Genomic DNA, 17115 nt, shown 5'->3' with positions numbered 1-17115 from the left:
AGATGGGAATGAAAATTGGGAACGATCCCTTTCATAAGCGTACTGCAACAGGTATTGGGGATCAATTTATGCGACAGGCTGTCAGGAAAGCGCAAGATGGTCTGAGAGTCAAGAAATTAAAAGCTACTGAGAGTCTTGGGAACTGGGAAGAATGGCGAGCTTTAGGAGAAGAAATTCGAAAGCATACATTAGAAAACCTTGATTATTATTTATATGAGCTGAGTGAAAATATTGAGAAAAACGGTGGTTTCGTTTATTTCGCAAAGACTGCAGAAGACGCAAGGGAATATGTAAAAGAGATTGTAAAAAAGAAAAACGCGAAAAAAATTGTGAAATCAAAATCGATGGTAACGGAAGAGATTAGTTTAAATGAAGCGATTGAAGAAGCTGGAGCGGAAGTGTTAGAAACAGATCTTGCTGAATTTATTCTACAAGTGAACGACCACGATCCTCCATCACATATTGTTGTTCCGTGTCTTCACAAAGGTAAAGAACACATTTGTGAAATATTTAAAACAAAGTTAAATTACACTGGAACATCTGATCCTACGGAAATGGCGAGGTTTGTAAGATCGTATTTACGTGATGATTTTTTTGCAGCGGATATAGGGGTGACTGGATGTAACTTTGCTGTTGCAGAGTCGGGATCAATTTCTATCGTAGCAAACGAAGGAAATGCAAGACTTACTACGACACTTCCGAAAACGTTGATTACAGTTATGGGGATGGAACGTATTGTCCCAACATGGGAAGAGCTTGATGTTTTAGTAACACTTCTATGCCGAAGTTCTGTAGGACAAAAGTTAACAAGTTATATTACAGGGTTAACTGAGCCTGGCGGAACAGATGGACCTGAGGAATTTCATTTAGTCATTGTTGATAATGGCCGTTCCGATATTGTAGGAACAGAGTGTCCTCCAGTGCATTCGTTGCGCGGCATGTATTAATGTGTGTCCTGTATACAGGCATATTGGTGGGCATGCATATGGCTCTATTTATCCAGGACCAATTGGAGCTGTGTTGACACCGCTTTTAGGGGGATATGATGAATATAAGGATTTACCTTACGCATCTAGCCTTTGTGGTGCTTGTACAGAAGCGTGTCCAGTGAAAATCCCGTTACATGACTTATTAATTAAACATCGCAGCCGCATTGTAGAAGAAAAACGATCACCTGTAGCTTGGAACGTGGCTATGAAAGGTTTTGAAAAAGCGGTGAAGAGTCCTAGACTATTTTCTTTTGCAGCGAAGAGCGCTCCGTATGCATTAAAACCTCTTGCGAAAGGTGATAAGATCGAGCGTGGAATTGGACCGTTAAAAGCTTGGACGGATGCGAGAGATTTTCCAGTTCCGAAAAAACAACCGTTTCGAGAGTGGTTTGAAAAACACGAAAAGGAGAACAATGATGGCCATCCAAAATCGTGAGGAATTTTTACTCCAGTTATCAGAAAAGCTTGGTAGGAAACGTCCAGAAGCAGTGAAAAAACCGAACTGGTCTTTTTCCCCGCAGTGGGATGTTTTTGACGGACTGGCGCAAGACGAACTTGTATTAAAGTTAATAGAGCACTGCGAAGTCATTCATACAGAAGTAAAGCGAACAACAAAGGGAAATTTTGTTGAAACATTGGGGTCTTTTATAACAGATTGGAATATCAAATCTGTTATATGTTCGAATGATGAGCGCTTTAATGAGTACGGTCTTACGCCATGTTTCAACAATGAAGGAACAACACATTTTCGTACATGGGGATTAGATCATAAAGAAGAGGACGTAAAATTTGCGAAAGCTGCTGACCTTGGCATTACGTTCAGTGATATGACTTTGGCAGAATCAGGAACCGTTGTACTATTTAATGACGGGTTAAAAGGAAGACATGTGAGTCTTCTTCCGGAGTCATATATTGCAATCGTTCCTAAAAGTACGATTGTGCCAAGATTAACCCAAGCTACAAAACTGATCCATAATCAAAATAAAGCGGGAGAAAACTTGCCGGCTTGTGTAAACTTCGTTTCGGGTCCGTCAAATAGTGCGGATATTGAAATGAACCTTGTCGTAGGTGTACATGGGCCAATTAGAACAGCGTATATTATTGTGGATGATCAATAATGATTTACGTGTGCGAGTTGGAAATATAGATGAAGCATTATAAGAATACTGAAAATAGAAAGCGCTGGCTGTTAAATATAACCGGGGCTTTCTATTTTGTGTGCCCTTACTGGTGAAGAAACCTTAAGAAGGAAAATTTTAATCTCTGTTTAAGTTTTCTACGCTACTATAACTAACTGAATTGTGTCTTTTCTTAGAAGCTAAACACACTATAACTAGCTCCAATTATAATGAATACGATAAAGAGCAGAATGAGTAATAAAAGCCCACTACTACCGCTCTTACCATCTTTACCGCCAGATCCCATATGAAAATCCTCCTTATCGTTATACATTGTTTTTACTTTATATTTTTCTAGGTTCATCAAGAAGTTCCTTTTAAAACTCTAATTAACTTGCAAATCATTCATTTTCATTTTACAATTTACTTACCGACCGGTAAGTAAAAATAGAAGAGGTACAGTATGACAAAAAATTTACAAACATCGCAGCACATTGTAGATGCATCATTTAAACTAATGGCAGAGCATGGCATTGAGAAGATGAGTCTTTCAATGATTGCGAAAGAAGTAGGCATATCAAAGCCAGCTATTTATTATCATTTTCCGTCTAAAGAAGCGCTAGTTGATTTTTTATTTGAAGAGATTTTTTCTGAATATCAATTCGAGGGTTACTTCGTTAAAGAACAATATACGAAAGAAAATTTTGAAGAAAAATTAATCGCAGATGGTTTACATATGTTGTCTGAGTATAGAGGTCAAGAAGGTATATTACGCGTTATAAATGAATTCATCGTAACTGCGACGCGAAATGAAAAGTACCAGAAACGCTTATTTGAAATACAAGAAGAGTTTTTAAATGGATTCGACGATTTATTAAAGAAAGGTGTGGAACTTGGTGTTGTGTCACAACATGCAACTGAAGAAAACGCGCATACGTTAGCGCTCGTTATTGATAATATGAGTAATTACATATTAATAGGATTCGATTTAAAGTATAAAGAAATTTGGATTCGAAATGTGAAAAACGTAATGAAGGAGGGGGAATAAAAATGAAAATGCAGAAAAACTGGTGGCTCGGTTTTCTGGGGTTAATTGGAATTTATAAAATCCCAGGTATGATTGAAGCTTTTCAAGCGGATAAAGGTTGGTTCGCGTTAATTAGTTTAGTTTGGCTGCTTTGGTTCGGGTATTTTATTCCTGAGAAAAAAGAGGATAAATAATAAATTTTCAATTTTATGTAAAGTTATGTAAAATATAGATTGAGACAATTCAAATATTAGATTAATAGATTTGGAGTGGTTACATGGATCCATTGAAAAATGAAATTCATCCTGACATGGTCAAGGTGTGGAAAGTTCGTGCTGTAATTGAGGAAGGGATCGGTATTCTCGTCATTTTAGCTTACCTGTTCCTTATGATAAAGTTTGATTGGTGGGCGTGGATTTTGTATGTGATGGTTGGGTTAACAGTTGCGCTAGCACCATTTTCGTACTTTGTATTCCCGAAACTACGTCAGCGTTATTATAGCTATCAATTAAATGAAGAAGAGCTTGAAATTCAGCACGGTCTTTTCGTAGTAAAGCGCGTATTAGTACCGATGATTCGTGTACAGCACGTGACAATTGAACAAGGGCCAATTATGAGAAAATATGGATTAGCAGAATTACATATTGCAACGGCAGCAACTTCTCACAGCATTCCAGGCTTAACGATGTATGAAGCAGAAATGTTAAAAACGAGAATCGCAGAATTAGCGAAAGTGAGTGATGAGGATGTATAAGAGGCAGCATCCCATTACGATGTTATTAGAATTAAAAATAACAGACTTTATACCATTACTTATTTTCATGTTTAGTTTAAATGGAAAGTTTCCATTTTGGTATTTAATTCCCGCTGGATTCGGTTTACTCACCGTCTTTTCAGCTTTTGAAAAATGGTATTACACAACATACTGGGTTGAAAATAACGTATTACATGTGAAACAAGGGCTCTTTGTGAAGAAGGAGAGCTACTTAAATAAAGAACGTGTTCAAACGATTAATACAAGTTCAAACGTGTTATATCAAATGCTCGGTTTAAAGAAAATTCAAATCGAAACAGCTGGCGGAGGCGATGATGCAGAAGTTAGCTTAGCTGGTATTACGGAAGACGAGGCGAAGGAGCTTATTTCCTTACTAAATGAGCCAACTCCAGAAGTGAAAGCAGAAGAAACATCAGAAGAAGTAGTAGAAAAAGAAGTTATGACAGAGGAAAAGCAAGCGACAGAGTACAAATTAACTTTGAAAGAAATTTTATTAGCATCTGTTACATCTGGTCAGTTTGGACTATTATTCTCATTAATCTTTTTCGTGTATCACCAAGTAGATGAGTACATTCCGAAATGGATAAAAAATAGCGTAGAGTCGTATGTAATGGATCATGATATATACGGCTGGATTTACATGGTAGCTATTTTACTCGTCCTTTCGTGGATTATATCTACAATTGGTTACGCGTTAAAACATGGTAATTTCACAGTAAATCGAAAAAACGATGAAGTGCGTATTTCTCAAGGATTACTTGAAAGGAAAGAACTTGTACTAAAGTTACACCGCATTCAAGGGATTACGATAAAAGAAGGTATTTTCCGTCAGATGTTCGGTTATTGTGCTGTGCAAGTCGAAGTCATTCAAAGTAAGGGATTGGGAGAAGAGAAAGACAAAGTTACGCTGCATCCGATTATTCGAAAAGATCGTGTGCAAGAGTTACTCGCTCATTTACAATTGCCATATGAACTGAATACAAATATTACTGCATTACCAAAAGCAGCCTTGCGCCGTTATTTAATTGATAGTTTCATTTTCTTCGCAATGCTAGCAATCCCGCTTACTGGGATAAGCATATACTTTGAAAAGTATTTCATCATGTGGGCGTTGTTACCGCTAGCTATCCTCATCTTTACACTTGGATACGCAACATTTAAAACAAATGGTTACGGTGTAAACGGAGAACAAATTACGATTATACATCGTAGTATTGGGAAACATACAGGACTTGTAAGAAGAAGACACGTCCAATCAATTGAAAAAACACAATCATATTTCCAGCGCCGGGCGGATTTATGTACGTATACGTTTTCTAGTGCATCATCGAATTATAAACTAGAGCATACGAGAGTAGAAGATGCGGAGAGAATGCAGGATTGGTATAAGAAGAAATTAAGTGAGAATTAAATAGAATGGCTTGCCTAGTATGAAAGGCAGGCTTTTTTGTTATGGAGAAATGAGTAGTTTGATTCATATATGGGTGCAAATACAGCTCACATTTCTCAATACGTATCAGAAAAAAGTAGTACCTTTCTATTTCAGGGAAATTCGTGAAATTTTTGATATAAATGGTATACTAATATAGAAATAATATTAGGAGGTTATATATGATAAGTCAGTTGAAAAGAGAAGCACTTGATGCATTAAAAGGAAAATGGGGATTAGCGGTAGGGGCAACCTTATTACTTGGAATCCTTATTGGAGCTATCGAACTTCTAACCACAGGTGTTTTCTCAATGTTTTGGGGTTGGGAAGAAGCAAGTGATTCGCTTACAGTAACTATTATTGCAATGCTTATTATCGGTCCGTTAACAACGGGTGCCTATTACCTAGTTTTAAATGTAATTCGTGGGACTAATGCTAGTATCGGTCATTTATTTAGATGGTTTAGCGATGGAAGTAAGTTTATGAAGGCATTTTTAACATATTTACTAATGTATGTATACGTAATTCTATGGACATTACTTCTTATTATTCCGGGTATTATTAAATCATTTTCTTATTCTATGACGTATTTTATTTTGAATGATCATCCAGAATACACAGCGAATCAAGCAATTACCGAAAGTCGCCGTATGATGAACGGACATAAAATGGATTACTTTTTACTATGCTTAAGTTTCCTTGGCTGGTTCATTTTAAGTATTCTTACTATAGGAATCGGTTTCTTATGGTTAGCACCTTATTTCTACGCGACATCGGCAGCATTTTATGAAGAGATTTCAAAAGAATATTATAAAAAAGAAGGTACTACTTTCTAATAAACCACCTAAACCACTTGTCCCCTAAAGAATATAGGGAACAGATGGTTTAGGTGTTTTGATATGTGTTCTGTTTTCGGGGTTCACTTCAGGATAAGGTATAGGTTTTTATATAGAAATTCTTCCCTCTATGTTTTATCATAGAGGGGTATTTTTTCATGTGAAAATGATAGAAAATAATGAATAATATATGTGAAGGGAAAAGTGAGGTGAGCATGATTGAGGAAATTTTTAATTCCGTATTCCCATTCTTTATTAAGTTTATTTATTTCAATGACGATAGTTCAAATATACGATGAGAAGGGGATTTTCGAAGGAGGGCTATTTTCTATTTTTACGAATCTTTTTATTGCTATGGCCAACATGTTGGCTGCTACTTTGATAATTGGAATCCCTGTTGTTTTAGTTGGCTGTCTTCTTGGGGAGATATTGTTTAGGTGTGTTATTTTACCTGTAAAGCTACATTTTATTCCATCCTTAATTTTATATATTCTCTTAGCTATAAGTATTGTTTTTGGTTATGAAGTTATATCTGACGGGTTCCCTACAATATATGAAAATACGCGTATTGTTGTAATGATGTACTTTATGGGACTAACTGTCATTTGCTCTATTACATTTTTAGTAAGCAGGACTACATATGAAGAGAAATAAGGTGATTATATGAAATACACTTGTCCATGCTGCGGATATAAAACGTTAGAAGAAGAACCACCAGGTACATATGAAATCTGTAACATATGTTATTGGGAAGATGATCCTGTTCAGTTTAACGATCATGACTTTGAAGGCGGAGCAAATGAGCCCTCGTTAAGACAAGCACAGAGAAATTTCATTGCGTTTGGTGCTTGCGAGGAATGTTTTGTTGGATCAGTTAGAAAGCCGACTAGTGAAGATGTGAAGGATGCTAGTTGGAGAGAAATTTGTTAAGTGGTTTATAGGTAGAAAATGTTATTACTTATAGAAAGAGAAGTAATAACATTTTTTATTTAGTGATTAAAGAATTGGCATCTTCTTATAAAATAAAACAATAAAGCTGATAGGGTGGTAGGAAGACCAGCGTCGAAAAATGCTTGAAAACTAAAGGATAGGAAATCGACTCGTTAAAATTGTATTTCACATTTATGGGAATATTAGGAATTTATATAAATGTATAGATGTATAGTTTACGGAGTGTATTTAATGTTATCATATTGGATGATATGGAAATTTTTAATAGAAGAAGCAACTAACAATTCAAATGTAATGAAGCCTATATTGAATAAAAAATATCTAGTAGTATTCAACAATATTAAAAATAAAATACGTATTTAGATAGAATTAGTAGAAATGAGGGTTTAAAAAGGAATGAACACGAGCATAACACGGCAAAAAATTTTAGCCGCCGCTTCTCAAATTGTTCAATTTAAAGGAGTAGCTAAGTTAACTTTAGAAGCAGTAGCAAAAGAGGCAGGTGTAAGTAAAGGTGGGTTATTGTATCACTTTTCAAATAAAGAAGCTTTAATAGAAGGCATGATACTTAAAGGGACAGAGGAGTATCATGGTGCTATTCATAATAAGGTAACGGAAGACACAGAGAAGAAAGGAAGGTGGGTTCGTTCTTTTGTAGAGGAAAGATTAAGTAATGAGAAAAGAACAGAAGAGTTGTGTAGTAGTATGATGGCAGCATTAATGCTAAAACCTGAATTACTTGAGCCATTACAACAAGCATTTCAGCAATTGCAAACTAAAATAGAAAATGATGAAATGGATTCTGTTTGTGCCACAATTATTAGATTAGCAGCTGATGGATTATGGTATTCGGAATGTTTAGGGGTCGGAAGACTAAGTCCCGAATTAAGAGAAAAAGTGATTCAAACCCTTATTAATGCTTCCTATAAATAGAATATATAAACTATAGAATAAAAGATAATTCCCCATTGGTTTATTTAATCCGGTGGGGAATTATTTTTTTATTAGAATAATAGAACAATTTTGCAGGGTGTTGAATTATAACCGTCCAGACGGTATAGTAATATTTGGTTCAAAAGGAAAATGAAACAAAAAAAGAATAAAAAAATATTTTTAGCACACTATTCGAAAGGATAGGCCGCAAAGCTTAGAGTCTACGGTAATATATTGGTTACTAAGATCGTCTGGTTGCACTTTTTGATGCAATCGGACGATCTTTTTTATTATATAAATATAATATTCAAGGAGGAAAATATGCAAGCGAAAAGTACTAAAAGGCACATTTCAATGGTTTCATTAGTTTTTCTAGTATTATTTTCAGTGCTGAATGTGTGGGCTCCAGTTATTCAAGCTGCTGTGATGAAAAGTCCAGTAGATGAGATTAATATTTCCCGTACTGATGGCACGACATCTGAACCATATCAGGCTTCAGATGGTATGAAAGTAGAAGTGAAGTGGTCTGCTAAAGAACAGATAAAGAGTGGAGATCAATTCACAATTGATATGCCAAAAGAATTTCGAAAAGATCTTATGAATATGAGTTTTCCTTTAAAAGATGCTGAAGGAAAAACAGTTGGTACATGTGAGATGAAAAAGGGTCTATTAACGTGTACTATGGGTGATTATGTAGAAGGAAAGAATAACGTTAAAGGTTCTTTATTTGTAGAATTCTACTTTGGTCTAGAAGCATATGATGGCGTGAAAGAAATTCCATTAGAATTTAACGTTGATGGTCAAATCGTAAATAAAGAAGTAAGTGTAAGTAATACGACAGAGAGACCCAAGCCACAGCCAAATACAGATAATTTATTGAAATGGGGCTCTTATAATCAAGAAGATCCGTCCATTGCTGACTGGCTTGTATATGTAAATGCAACTGGAACAGAAATGCAAGATCTTAAATTAACAGACACATTAGGACCTGGGCATGAGTTAATTACAGACAGCGTAGTATTAGAAGAGGCTGTATTTGAAGATGGTTATGCACCAACAAATATTAAACCAGCAGATTTATCTAAAATTAAAATCAATGCAACGAAGACTGGATTTACAATTGAATTTCCAGACAGTTCAAAAGGTTATATTTTAAGATATAAAACAAAGATTACAAATCCTGCTGCAAAACCTCATAAAAATACAGTGAAATTAGAAGGCAAAAATATTAAAACTGAAGAAAAAGTAGGACAAGTATTCGTAAGTGGTGGGGGAGGAACCGGTTCAGGTGACGATAATCCACCTAGCATTGAAAAAAATATAGTTGATGAGAATGGTAAGCTTGTAGAGAATCAGCAGTTAACACAAATGGATCAACCTATTCAATACCAAGTTGGTACGCATATACCGAAAGATCCGCCTAAGTATACATCAATGGTAATTAGTGATGATTTAGAAGATGTTTTAGAAGTATTAGAGGCAAAAGTATATGATCAAAATGGCCAAGATATTACTTCTAAAGGAACACTAACGATAGATAAACAAAAAAGTGAAGTAACATTTACGTTCGGTGAGAGTTTTGACTATAAGTCATATGAAGACCAGATAATTAACTTGAATATTAAGGCGAAAATTAAAGCTGATGCAGACTTATCTTCTTATGTAGATAAGAAGATTCCTAATAAAGCAGAGTTACATTATGATGATAATAAATTAACATCGAATGAAGTAACGGTTACGCCGCCTGAACCTCCAAAAGACGGTACAGTAGCTATTCATAAAATAGATGCTGAGAATCCGAATAAAGGGTTAACAGGTGCCGAATTTGAAGTTCGAAATAGCGAGGATAAGGTTGTTGCAGTACTGAAAACAGGCGAAAAAGGTTTTTCAGCACCTCAAACTTTAGCACCTGGAACGTATAAAATTTATGAAAAAGTAGCACCTGAAGGATATCAAAAATTAACAAGTCCGGTAGAGGTTACACTTCAAGCTGGAGAAACAAAAACAATTGAAATTAAAAATACCATGCAAAAGGGTCAAATTGAATTAAAGAAAATTGATTCGGAAAATGGTGAAAAACCATTAGCAAATGCAGAGTTTGATATAGTAAAAGACGGTGTAGTAGTTGAACATATTCTTACAGATAAAGACGGTAAGGCAATTTCTAAACCGTTAGCACCAGGAAAATATATTTTAAAAGAAACGAAAGCGCCCGAAGGATACCAATTAAAAAAAAAAGAGTTTGAAGTAGATGTAACAGGGGATGGTATATTCCCAATACAAGTAGAAAATGCAATGGTAGACAAAGGCTCAGTAGAAATTACAAAAGTGGACAAAGAAAACGGCGCAGTATTAGCGGGTGTCGAATTTGAAGTCCAAGATGAGAAAGGTGAAGTAGTAAGAAAAGTAACAACAGATAAAGAAGGAAAAGCAAACGTTTCAGATCTATCAGTAGGAAAATACAAATTAGTAGAGACGAAAAGCTTACCAGGTTACAAAAAACTAACAGAGCCAGTATCATTTGAAATTAAAAAAGGTATGACGACAGTCCTATCATTGAAAGTAGAAAATGAGCAGTTAGACAAAGGCTCAGTAGAAATTACAAAAGTAGATAAAGACAGCCAAAAAGCATTAGCAGGCGTAGTCTTCGAAGTGCAAGATGAAAAAGGCAAAGTGGTGAAAAAAGTAACGACAGATAAAGATGGAAAAGCGAATGTCTCAGACTTATCAGTAGGAAAATACAAATTAGTAGAGACGGAAAGCTTACCAGGTTACAAAAAACTAACAGAGCCAGTATCATTCGAAATTAAAAAAGGTATGACAGAAATCTTATCATTGAAAGTAGAGAATGAGCAGTTAGATAAAGGCTCAGTAGAAATTACAAAAGTAGATAAAGACAGCCAAAAAGCATTAGAAGGTGTAGTCTTCGAAGTGCAAGATGAAGCTGGAAAAGTAATAAAGAAAGTAACAACAGATAAAAATGGGAAAGCAAAAATTGCAGACCTATCAGTAGGGAAATACAAACTAGTAGAAGTTGAAAGTTTACCAGACTATAAGAAACTAACAGAGCCAGTATCATTTGAAATCAAAAAAGGCATGACCGAGGTACTATCATTAAAAGTAGAAAATGAAATGGTAGATACCGGAAACGTAGAGATAACGAAGATAGATAAAGATAATAAGGCGCCGTTAGCGGGAGTAACGTTTGTTGTCCAAGATGAGAAGGGCAATGAGGTGAAAAAAGTAACGACAGATAAAGATGGAAAAGCAAATGTTTCAGATTTACCTGTAGGAAAGTATGAATTAGTAGAGGTAGAAAGTTTACCTGGTTATAAAAAGTTAGAAAAACCAGTATCATTCGAAATTAAAAAAGGTATGATGAAGTCTTTAACATTTACTGTAGAAAACGAAATGGTGGATACGGGGAATGTTGAAATCACGAAAATAGACAAAGATAGTAAAGCGCCATTAGAAGGTGTTGTGTTTGAAGTACGTGATTCAAAAGGTAAAGTAGTTACTAAAGTAAAAACGGATAAAGATGGAAATGCAAATGTTTCAGATTTATCTATTGGAAAGTATGAGTTGGTAGAAGTAGAAACACCAGCAGGATACAAACCGCTAGAAAAACCAATTTCATTCGAGATTGAAAAAGGTAGAGTTACAGCATTACAATTAACTGTCGAAAATGAATTAGTGGATACAGGAAATGTAGAAATTACAAAAGTAGACAAAGAAAATAAAGATGCTTTAGCTGATGCCGTATTTGAGATTCAAGACGAAGCAGGACAAGTAGTCGCTAAAATAACGACAGATAAAAAAGGGCACGCACAAGTTACTAATTTATCAGTTGGAACATACAAGTTGGTAGAGGTAAATGCACCAAAAGGATATAAGCAATTAGTAGATCCTATTACTTTCCAAATTGAAAAAGGTATGACAAAATCTCTTGCTTTAACAGTAGAAAACGAAATGTTAGACAAGGGTAATGTAGAAATTACAAAAGTAGATAAAGAAGGCCAAAAAGCATTAGCGGGCGTAGTCTTTGAAGTACAAGATGAAGCAGGCAAAGTAGTAACAGAAGTAACGACAGATAAAGATGGAAAAGCAAAAGTCTCAGACTTATCTGTAGGCAAGTACAAATTAGTAGAAAAAGCAGGCTTACCGGGATACAAAAAACTAACAGAGCCAGTATCGTTCGAAATTAAAAAAGGTATGACGAAAGTTTTATCATTGAAAGTAGAGAACGAACTGTTAGATAAAGGTTCAGTAGAAATTACAAAAGTGGACAAAGAAAGTGGCGCAGTATTAGCGGGCGTAACCTTCGAAGTGCAAGATGAAAAAGATAAAGTAGTAACAAAAGTAACAACAGATAAAGATGGAAAAGCAACAATTTCAGATTTATCAGTAGGGAAATATAAGCTAGTAGAGGTAGAAAGCTTACCAGGATACAAAAAACTAGCGAAACCAGTATCGTTCGAAATTAAAAAAGGTATGACAGAAGTCCTATCAATGAAAGTAGAGAACGAAAAGTTAGATAAAGGTTCAGTAGAAATTACAAAAGTAGATAAAGACAGTCAAAAAGTATTAGAAGGCGTAGTCTTCGAAGTACAAGATGAGCAAGGAAAAGTAGTAACAGAAGTAACGACAGATAAAGAAGGAAAAGCAAAAATTTCAAACTTATCTGTAGGCAAGTACAAATTAGTAGAAAAAGCAGGCTTACCAGGATACAAAAAATTAACAGAACCAGTATCATTCGAAATTACAAAAGGTATGACGACAGTCCTATCAATGAAAGTAGAAAATGAGCAGTTAGATAAAGGCTCAGTAGAAATTACAAAAGTAGATAAAGACAGCCAAAAAGTATTAGCAGGCGTAGTCTTTGAAGTACAAGATGAAGCAGGCAAAGTAGTAACAGAAGTAACGACAGATAAAGACGGAAAAGCAAAAGTCTCAGACTTATCTGTAGGCAAGTACAAATTAGTAGAAAAAGCAGGCTTACCGGGATACAAAAAACTAACAGAGCCAGTATCGTTCGAAATTAAAAAAGGCATGACAAAATCTCTTACTTTAACAGTAGAAAACGAAATGTTAGACAAAGGTTCAGTAGAAATTACAAAAGTGGACAAAGAAAGTGGCGCAGTATTAGCGGGCGTAACCTTCGAAGTGCAAGATGAAAAAGATAAAGTAGTAACAAAAGTAACAACAGATAAAGATGGAAAAGCAAACATTTCAAATTTATCAGTAGGGAAATATAAGCTAGTAGAGGTAGAAAGCTTACCAGGATATAAAAAACTAGCAAAACCAGTATCGTTCGAAATTAAAAAAGGTATGACGGAAGTTTTATCAATAAAAGTAGAGAACGAACTGCTAGATAAAGGCTCAGTAGAAATTACAAAAGTAGATAAAGACAGTCAAAAAGTATTAGCAGGCGTAGTCTTCGAAGTGCAAGATGAGCAAGGCAAAGTAGTAACTGAAGTAACGACAGATAAAGAAGGAAAAGCAACAATTTCAGATCTATCTGTAGGAAAGTACAAATTAGTAGAGAAAGAAAGCTTACCAGGTTACAAAGAACTAACAGAACCAGTATCATTTGAAATTACAAAAGGTATGACAGAAGTCCTATCGTTGAAAGTGGAGAATGAGCAGTTAGATAAAGGCTCAGTAGAAATTACAAAAGTAGATAAAGACAGCCAAAAAGTATTAGCGGGCGTAGTGTTTGAAGTACAAGATGAGCAAGGTAAAGTAGTAACTGAAGTAACGACAGATAAAGACGGAAAAGCAAAAGTCTCAGACTTATCTGTAGGAAAGTACAAATTAGTAGAAAAAGCAGGCTTACCAGGTTACAAGAAGTTAACAGAACCAGTATCATTTGAAATCAAAAAAGGTATGACAGAAGTTCTATCATTAAAAATAGAAAATGAAATGGTAGATACGGGAAATGTAGAGATAACGAAGATAGATAAAGATAATAAGGTATTGTTAGCAGGTGTAGTCTTCGAAGTTCAAGACGAAACTGGCAAAGTAGTAACAAAAGTAACAACAGATAAGGAAGGAAAAGCAAACGTTTCAGACTTATCTGTAGGAAAGTACAAGCTGGTAGAAGTAGAGAGCTTACCAGGATACAAAAAATTAGAAAAGCCGGTACCATTTGAAATTAAAAAAGGTATGACAAAATCTCTAGCGTTCACTGTAGAAAACGAAATGGTGGATACGGGGAATGTTGAAATCACAAAAATAGACAAAGATAGTAAAGCACCATTAGAAGGTGTTGTGTTTGAAGTACGTGATTCAAAAGGGAAAGTAGTAACAAAAGTAAAAACGGATAAAGATGGAAAGGCAAACGTTTCAGATTTATCTATTGGAAAGTATGAGTTGGTGGAGGTAGAAACATCAGCCGGATACAAACCACTAGAAAAACCAATTTTATTCGAAATTGAAAAAGGTAGAGTTACAGCATTACAATTAACTGTCGAAAATGAATTAGTGGATACAGGAAATGTAGAAATTACAAAAGTAGACAAAGAAAATAAAGATGCTTTAGCTGATGCCGTATTTGAGATTCAAGACGAAGCAGGACAAGTAGTCGCTAAAATAACGACAGATAAAAAAGGACACGCACAAGTTACTAATTTATCAGTTGGAACATACAAGTTGGTAGAAGTAAAAGCACCAAAAGGATATAAGCAATTAGTAGATCCGATTACTTTCCAAATTGAAAAAGGTATGACAAAATCTCTTACTTTAACAGTAGAAAACGAAATGTTAGACAAGGGAAATGTAGAAATTACAAAAGTAGATAAAGAGAGCCAAAAAGCATTAGCAGGCGTAGTTTTTGAAGTGCAAGATGAGCAAGGCAAAGTAGTAACAGAAGTAACGACAGATAAAGATGGAAAAGCAAAAGTCTCAGACTTATCTGTAGGCAAGTACAAATTAGTAGAAAAAGCAGGCTTACCGGGATACAAAAAACTAACAGAGCCAGTATCGTTCGAAATTAAAAAAGGTATGACGAAAGTTTTATCATTGAAAGTAGAGAACGAACTGTTAGATAAAGGTTCAGTAGAAATTACAAAAGTAGATAAAGAGAGCCAAAAAGCATTAGCAGGCGTAGTTTTTGAAGTGCAAGATGAGCAAGGAAAAGTAGTAACAGAAGTAACGACAGATAAAGAAGGAAAAGCAACAATTTCAGATTTATCTGTAGGTAAGTACAAATTAATAGAGAAGGAAAACTTACCAGGATACAAAAAATTAACAGAACCAGTATCATTTGAAATTACAAAAGGTATGACAGAAGTCCTATCGTTGAAAGTGGAGAATGAGCAGTTAGATAAAGGTTCAGTAGAAATTACAAAAGTAGATAAAGACAGTCAAAAAGCATTAGCAGGCGTAGTCTTTGAAGTGCAAGATGAGCAAGGCAAAGTAGTAACTGAAGTAACGACAGATAAAGAAGGAAAAGCAACAATTTCAGATTTATCTGTAGGAAAGTACAAATTAGTAGAGAAAGAAAGCTTACCAGGTTACAAAGAACTAACAGAACCAGTATCGTTCGAAATTACAAAAGGTATGACGAAAGTTTTATCATTGAAAGTAGAGAATGAACTATTAGACAAAGGTTCAGTAGAAATTACAAAAGTAGATAAAGAGAGCCAAAAAGCATTAGAAGGTGTAGTCTTCGAAGTACAAGATGAAGCTGGAACAGTAGTAAAGGAATTAACAACAGATAAAAGTGGAAAAGCAAAATTCTCAGACTTATCTGTAGGAAAGTACAAATTAGTAGAAAAAGCAGGCTTACCAGGTTACAAGAAGTTAACAGAACCAGTATCATTTGAAATTACAAAAGGTATGACGAAAGTTTTATCATTGAAAGTAGAGAATGAACAGTTAGATAAAGGTTCAGTGGAAATTACAAAAATGGCTGCTGAAAGCAAGAATATATTATCAGGAGCTGTGTTTGAAGTTCATGATGAAAAAGGTAAAGTAGTAGCGAGAGTAACAACAGATAAAGAAGGAAAAGCAAAAGTCTCAGATTTATCTGTAGGTAACTACACACTTGTAGAAGTAGAAGCACCAAAAGGATATGAAAAATTAACTAATCCAATTCCATTTGAAATTACAAAAGGAATGATAAATTCAGTTCAATTAGAGAAGTATTAAACGAATTGAGTCATTTAGCACCACCAGGTCCAGAAAAACCAGATCCAGAAAAACCGGAAAAACCAGATCCAGAGAAGCCTGGAACAACAGATCCAGAGAAGCCTGGAACAACAGATCCAGAGAAGCCTGGAACAACAGATCCAGAGAAGCCTGGAACAACAGATCCAGAAAAACCGGAAACAACAGATCCAGAAAAACCGGAAACAACAGATCCAGAGAAGCCTGGAACAACAGATCCAGAGAAACCTGGAACAACGAATCCAGAGAAGCCTGGAACAACGAACCCAGAGAAGCCTGGAACAACGAATCCAGAGAAACCTGAAAAAGAATTACCGAAGACAGGGCAGAAAATGCCTGTGGAACCATATATGGGAGCACTTCTTGTAATGATGAGTTTTGGATTACTCGTATTAGGTAGAAAAAAGCAAGGATAATAAAAGTGAAAAGGTATCCTCAAAGTATTTGAGGATACCTTTTTTATATTATTTGGCATAAAAAAAAGCATCTAGCAAAAGAATTAGCTGCAAATAAAAAACACAAGGGAAGATAAATGTCTTCCCGCTTCACGAATGTGCTTATTTCAAAAAAAGTATAAAAACTAGCTTTATTATATATATTTGATGTGTAAAGGTATGGAAGGAAAAGTTTATACGTTTTCGTAGTGTTTTGTTGAAAAAGAGCAATCTATGTAATTAATTTTAACGATTTAGGAAATAAGTCCCGTTCTTAAAGCGTTTGAAGAGCGATAGTCCAATAGTAGGTGGGAGATGAAATTAGGGTTGGAATCTTATTGGATCTTAAAATGTAGAGGGGGGAAAATAATGTAAAAAAACTATTGTATGTTTAAAACCTTTATGTTACATTTGTGTTACAAGAGAGTTACGAGTCGTGACTTTTGTTACATTT

The 17115-nt window shown here is 35.1% G+C and carries 12 protein-coding genes, 1 pseudogene and 1 riboswitch; of the genes and pseudogenes, 12 read left to right on the top strand and 1 reads right to left on the bottom strand.

All coding sequences use genetic code 11. The features are described from left to right. The first annotated feature begins 2 nt into the window (after positions 1-2). Positions 3-1425: pseudogene (locus MHH66_RS21220) on the top strand (LutB/LldF family L-lactate oxidation iron-sulfur protein). After that, entirely contained in the window at positions 1406-2107 is a 702-nt protein-coding gene (locus tag MHH66_RS21215) for a LutC/YkgG family protein (RefSeq protein ID WP_078184620.1), read from the top strand. Before MHH66_RS21220 ends, MHH66_RS21215 begins: the two are co-directional and overlap by 20 nt. Before the next feature lie 193 nt (positions 2108-2300). Here the strand turns inward: MHH66_RS21215 and MHH66_RS21210 are convergent, their stop codons facing one another. Then, positions 2301-2414, bottom strand: coding sequence for a sporulation protein YjcZ (locus tag MHH66_RS21210; RefSeq protein ID WP_100248569.1), 114 nt, complete (start codon positions 2412-2414; stop codon positions 2301-2303). Between the two features lie 156 nt (positions 2415-2570). Between MHH66_RS21210 and MHH66_RS21205 the strand changes: the two genes are divergently transcribed. From MHH66_RS21205 to MHH66_RS21160, 10 genes are all read left to right on the top strand, one after another. Then, on the top strand, positions 2571-3155 hold the full coding sequence (locus tag MHH66_RS21205; RefSeq protein WP_078184621.1) for a TetR/AcrR family transcriptional regulator: 585 nt from the start codon (positions 2571-2573) through the stop codon (positions 3153-3155). Positions 3156-3157: 2 nt separating this feature from the next. Beyond that, complete coding sequence (locus tag MHH66_RS21200) at positions 3158-3328, top strand: hypothetical protein (RefSeq protein ID WP_002188645.1); 171 nt, start codon at positions 3158-3160, stop codon at positions 3326-3328. An 83-nt stretch (positions 3329-3411) separates the two neighbouring features. Continuing rightward, complete coding sequence (locus tag MHH66_RS21195) at positions 3412-3888, top strand: PH domain-containing protein (protein WP_063217561.1); 477 nt, start codon at positions 3412-3414, stop codon at positions 3886-3888. Beyond that, the gene (locus MHH66_RS21190) at positions 3881-5320 is read left to right on the top strand and encodes a PH domain-containing protein (RefSeq protein ID WP_063217562.1); all 1440 of its coding nucleotides are present in this window, start codon (positions 3881-3883) and stop codon (positions 5318-5320) included. The genes MHH66_RS21195 and MHH66_RS21190 overlap by 8 nt, the downstream gene beginning before the upstream one ends. Before the next feature lie 200 nt (positions 5321-5520). After that, the gene (locus MHH66_RS21185) at positions 5521-6174 is read left to right on the top strand and encodes a DUF975 family protein (RefSeq protein WP_078184622.1); all 654 of its coding nucleotides are present in this window, start codon (positions 5521-5523) and stop codon (positions 6172-6174) included. 219 nt (positions 6175-6393) lie between these two features. After that, positions 6394-6828, top strand: coding sequence for a hypothetical protein (locus tag MHH66_RS21180; protein ID WP_002087154.1), 435 nt, complete (start codon positions 6394-6396; stop codon positions 6826-6828). Positions 6829-6837: 9 nt separating this feature from the next. Beyond that, a complete protein-coding gene (locus MHH66_RS21175) occupies positions 6838-7104 on the top strand; it encodes a CPCC family cysteine-rich protein (protein WP_002168957.1) in 267 nt (88 codons plus the stop codon). 417 nt (positions 7105-7521) lie between these two features. Next, positions 7522-8058 carry a TetR/AcrR family transcriptional regulator gene (locus MHH66_RS21170; protein ID WP_078184623.1) on the top strand — a complete coding sequence of 179 codons (537 nt, stop codon included), beginning with the start codon at positions 7522-7524 and terminating at the stop codon, positions 8056-8058. A gap of 172 nt (positions 8059-8230) precedes the next feature. Then, a riboswitch (cyclic di-GMP riboswitch) is annotated at positions 8231-8321 on the top strand. A gap of 58 nt (positions 8322-8379) precedes the next feature. After that, complete coding sequence (locus MHH66_RS21165) at positions 8380-16209, top strand: SpaA isopeptide-forming pilin-related protein (protein WP_340867207.1); 7830 nt, start codon at positions 8380-8382, stop codon at positions 16207-16209. 5 nt (positions 16210-16214) lie between these two features. Continuing rightward, the gene (locus tag MHH66_RS21160; RefSeq protein WP_340867205.1) at positions 16215-16643 is read left to right on the top strand and encodes an LPXTG cell wall anchor domain-containing protein; all 429 of its coding nucleotides are present in this window, start codon (positions 16215-16217) and stop codon (positions 16641-16643) included. Positions 16644-17115: the final 472 nt, after the last annotated feature.

Source organism: Bacillus sp. FSL H8-0492, from assembly GCF_038006145.1.
Taxonomy (GTDB): Bacteria; Bacillota; Bacilli; order Bacillales; family Bacillaceae_G; genus Bacillus_A; species Bacillus_A mycoides.
The sequence above is the reverse complement of the archived record's forward strand: the minus strand, read 5'-3'. Positions and strand labels throughout refer to the sequence as shown.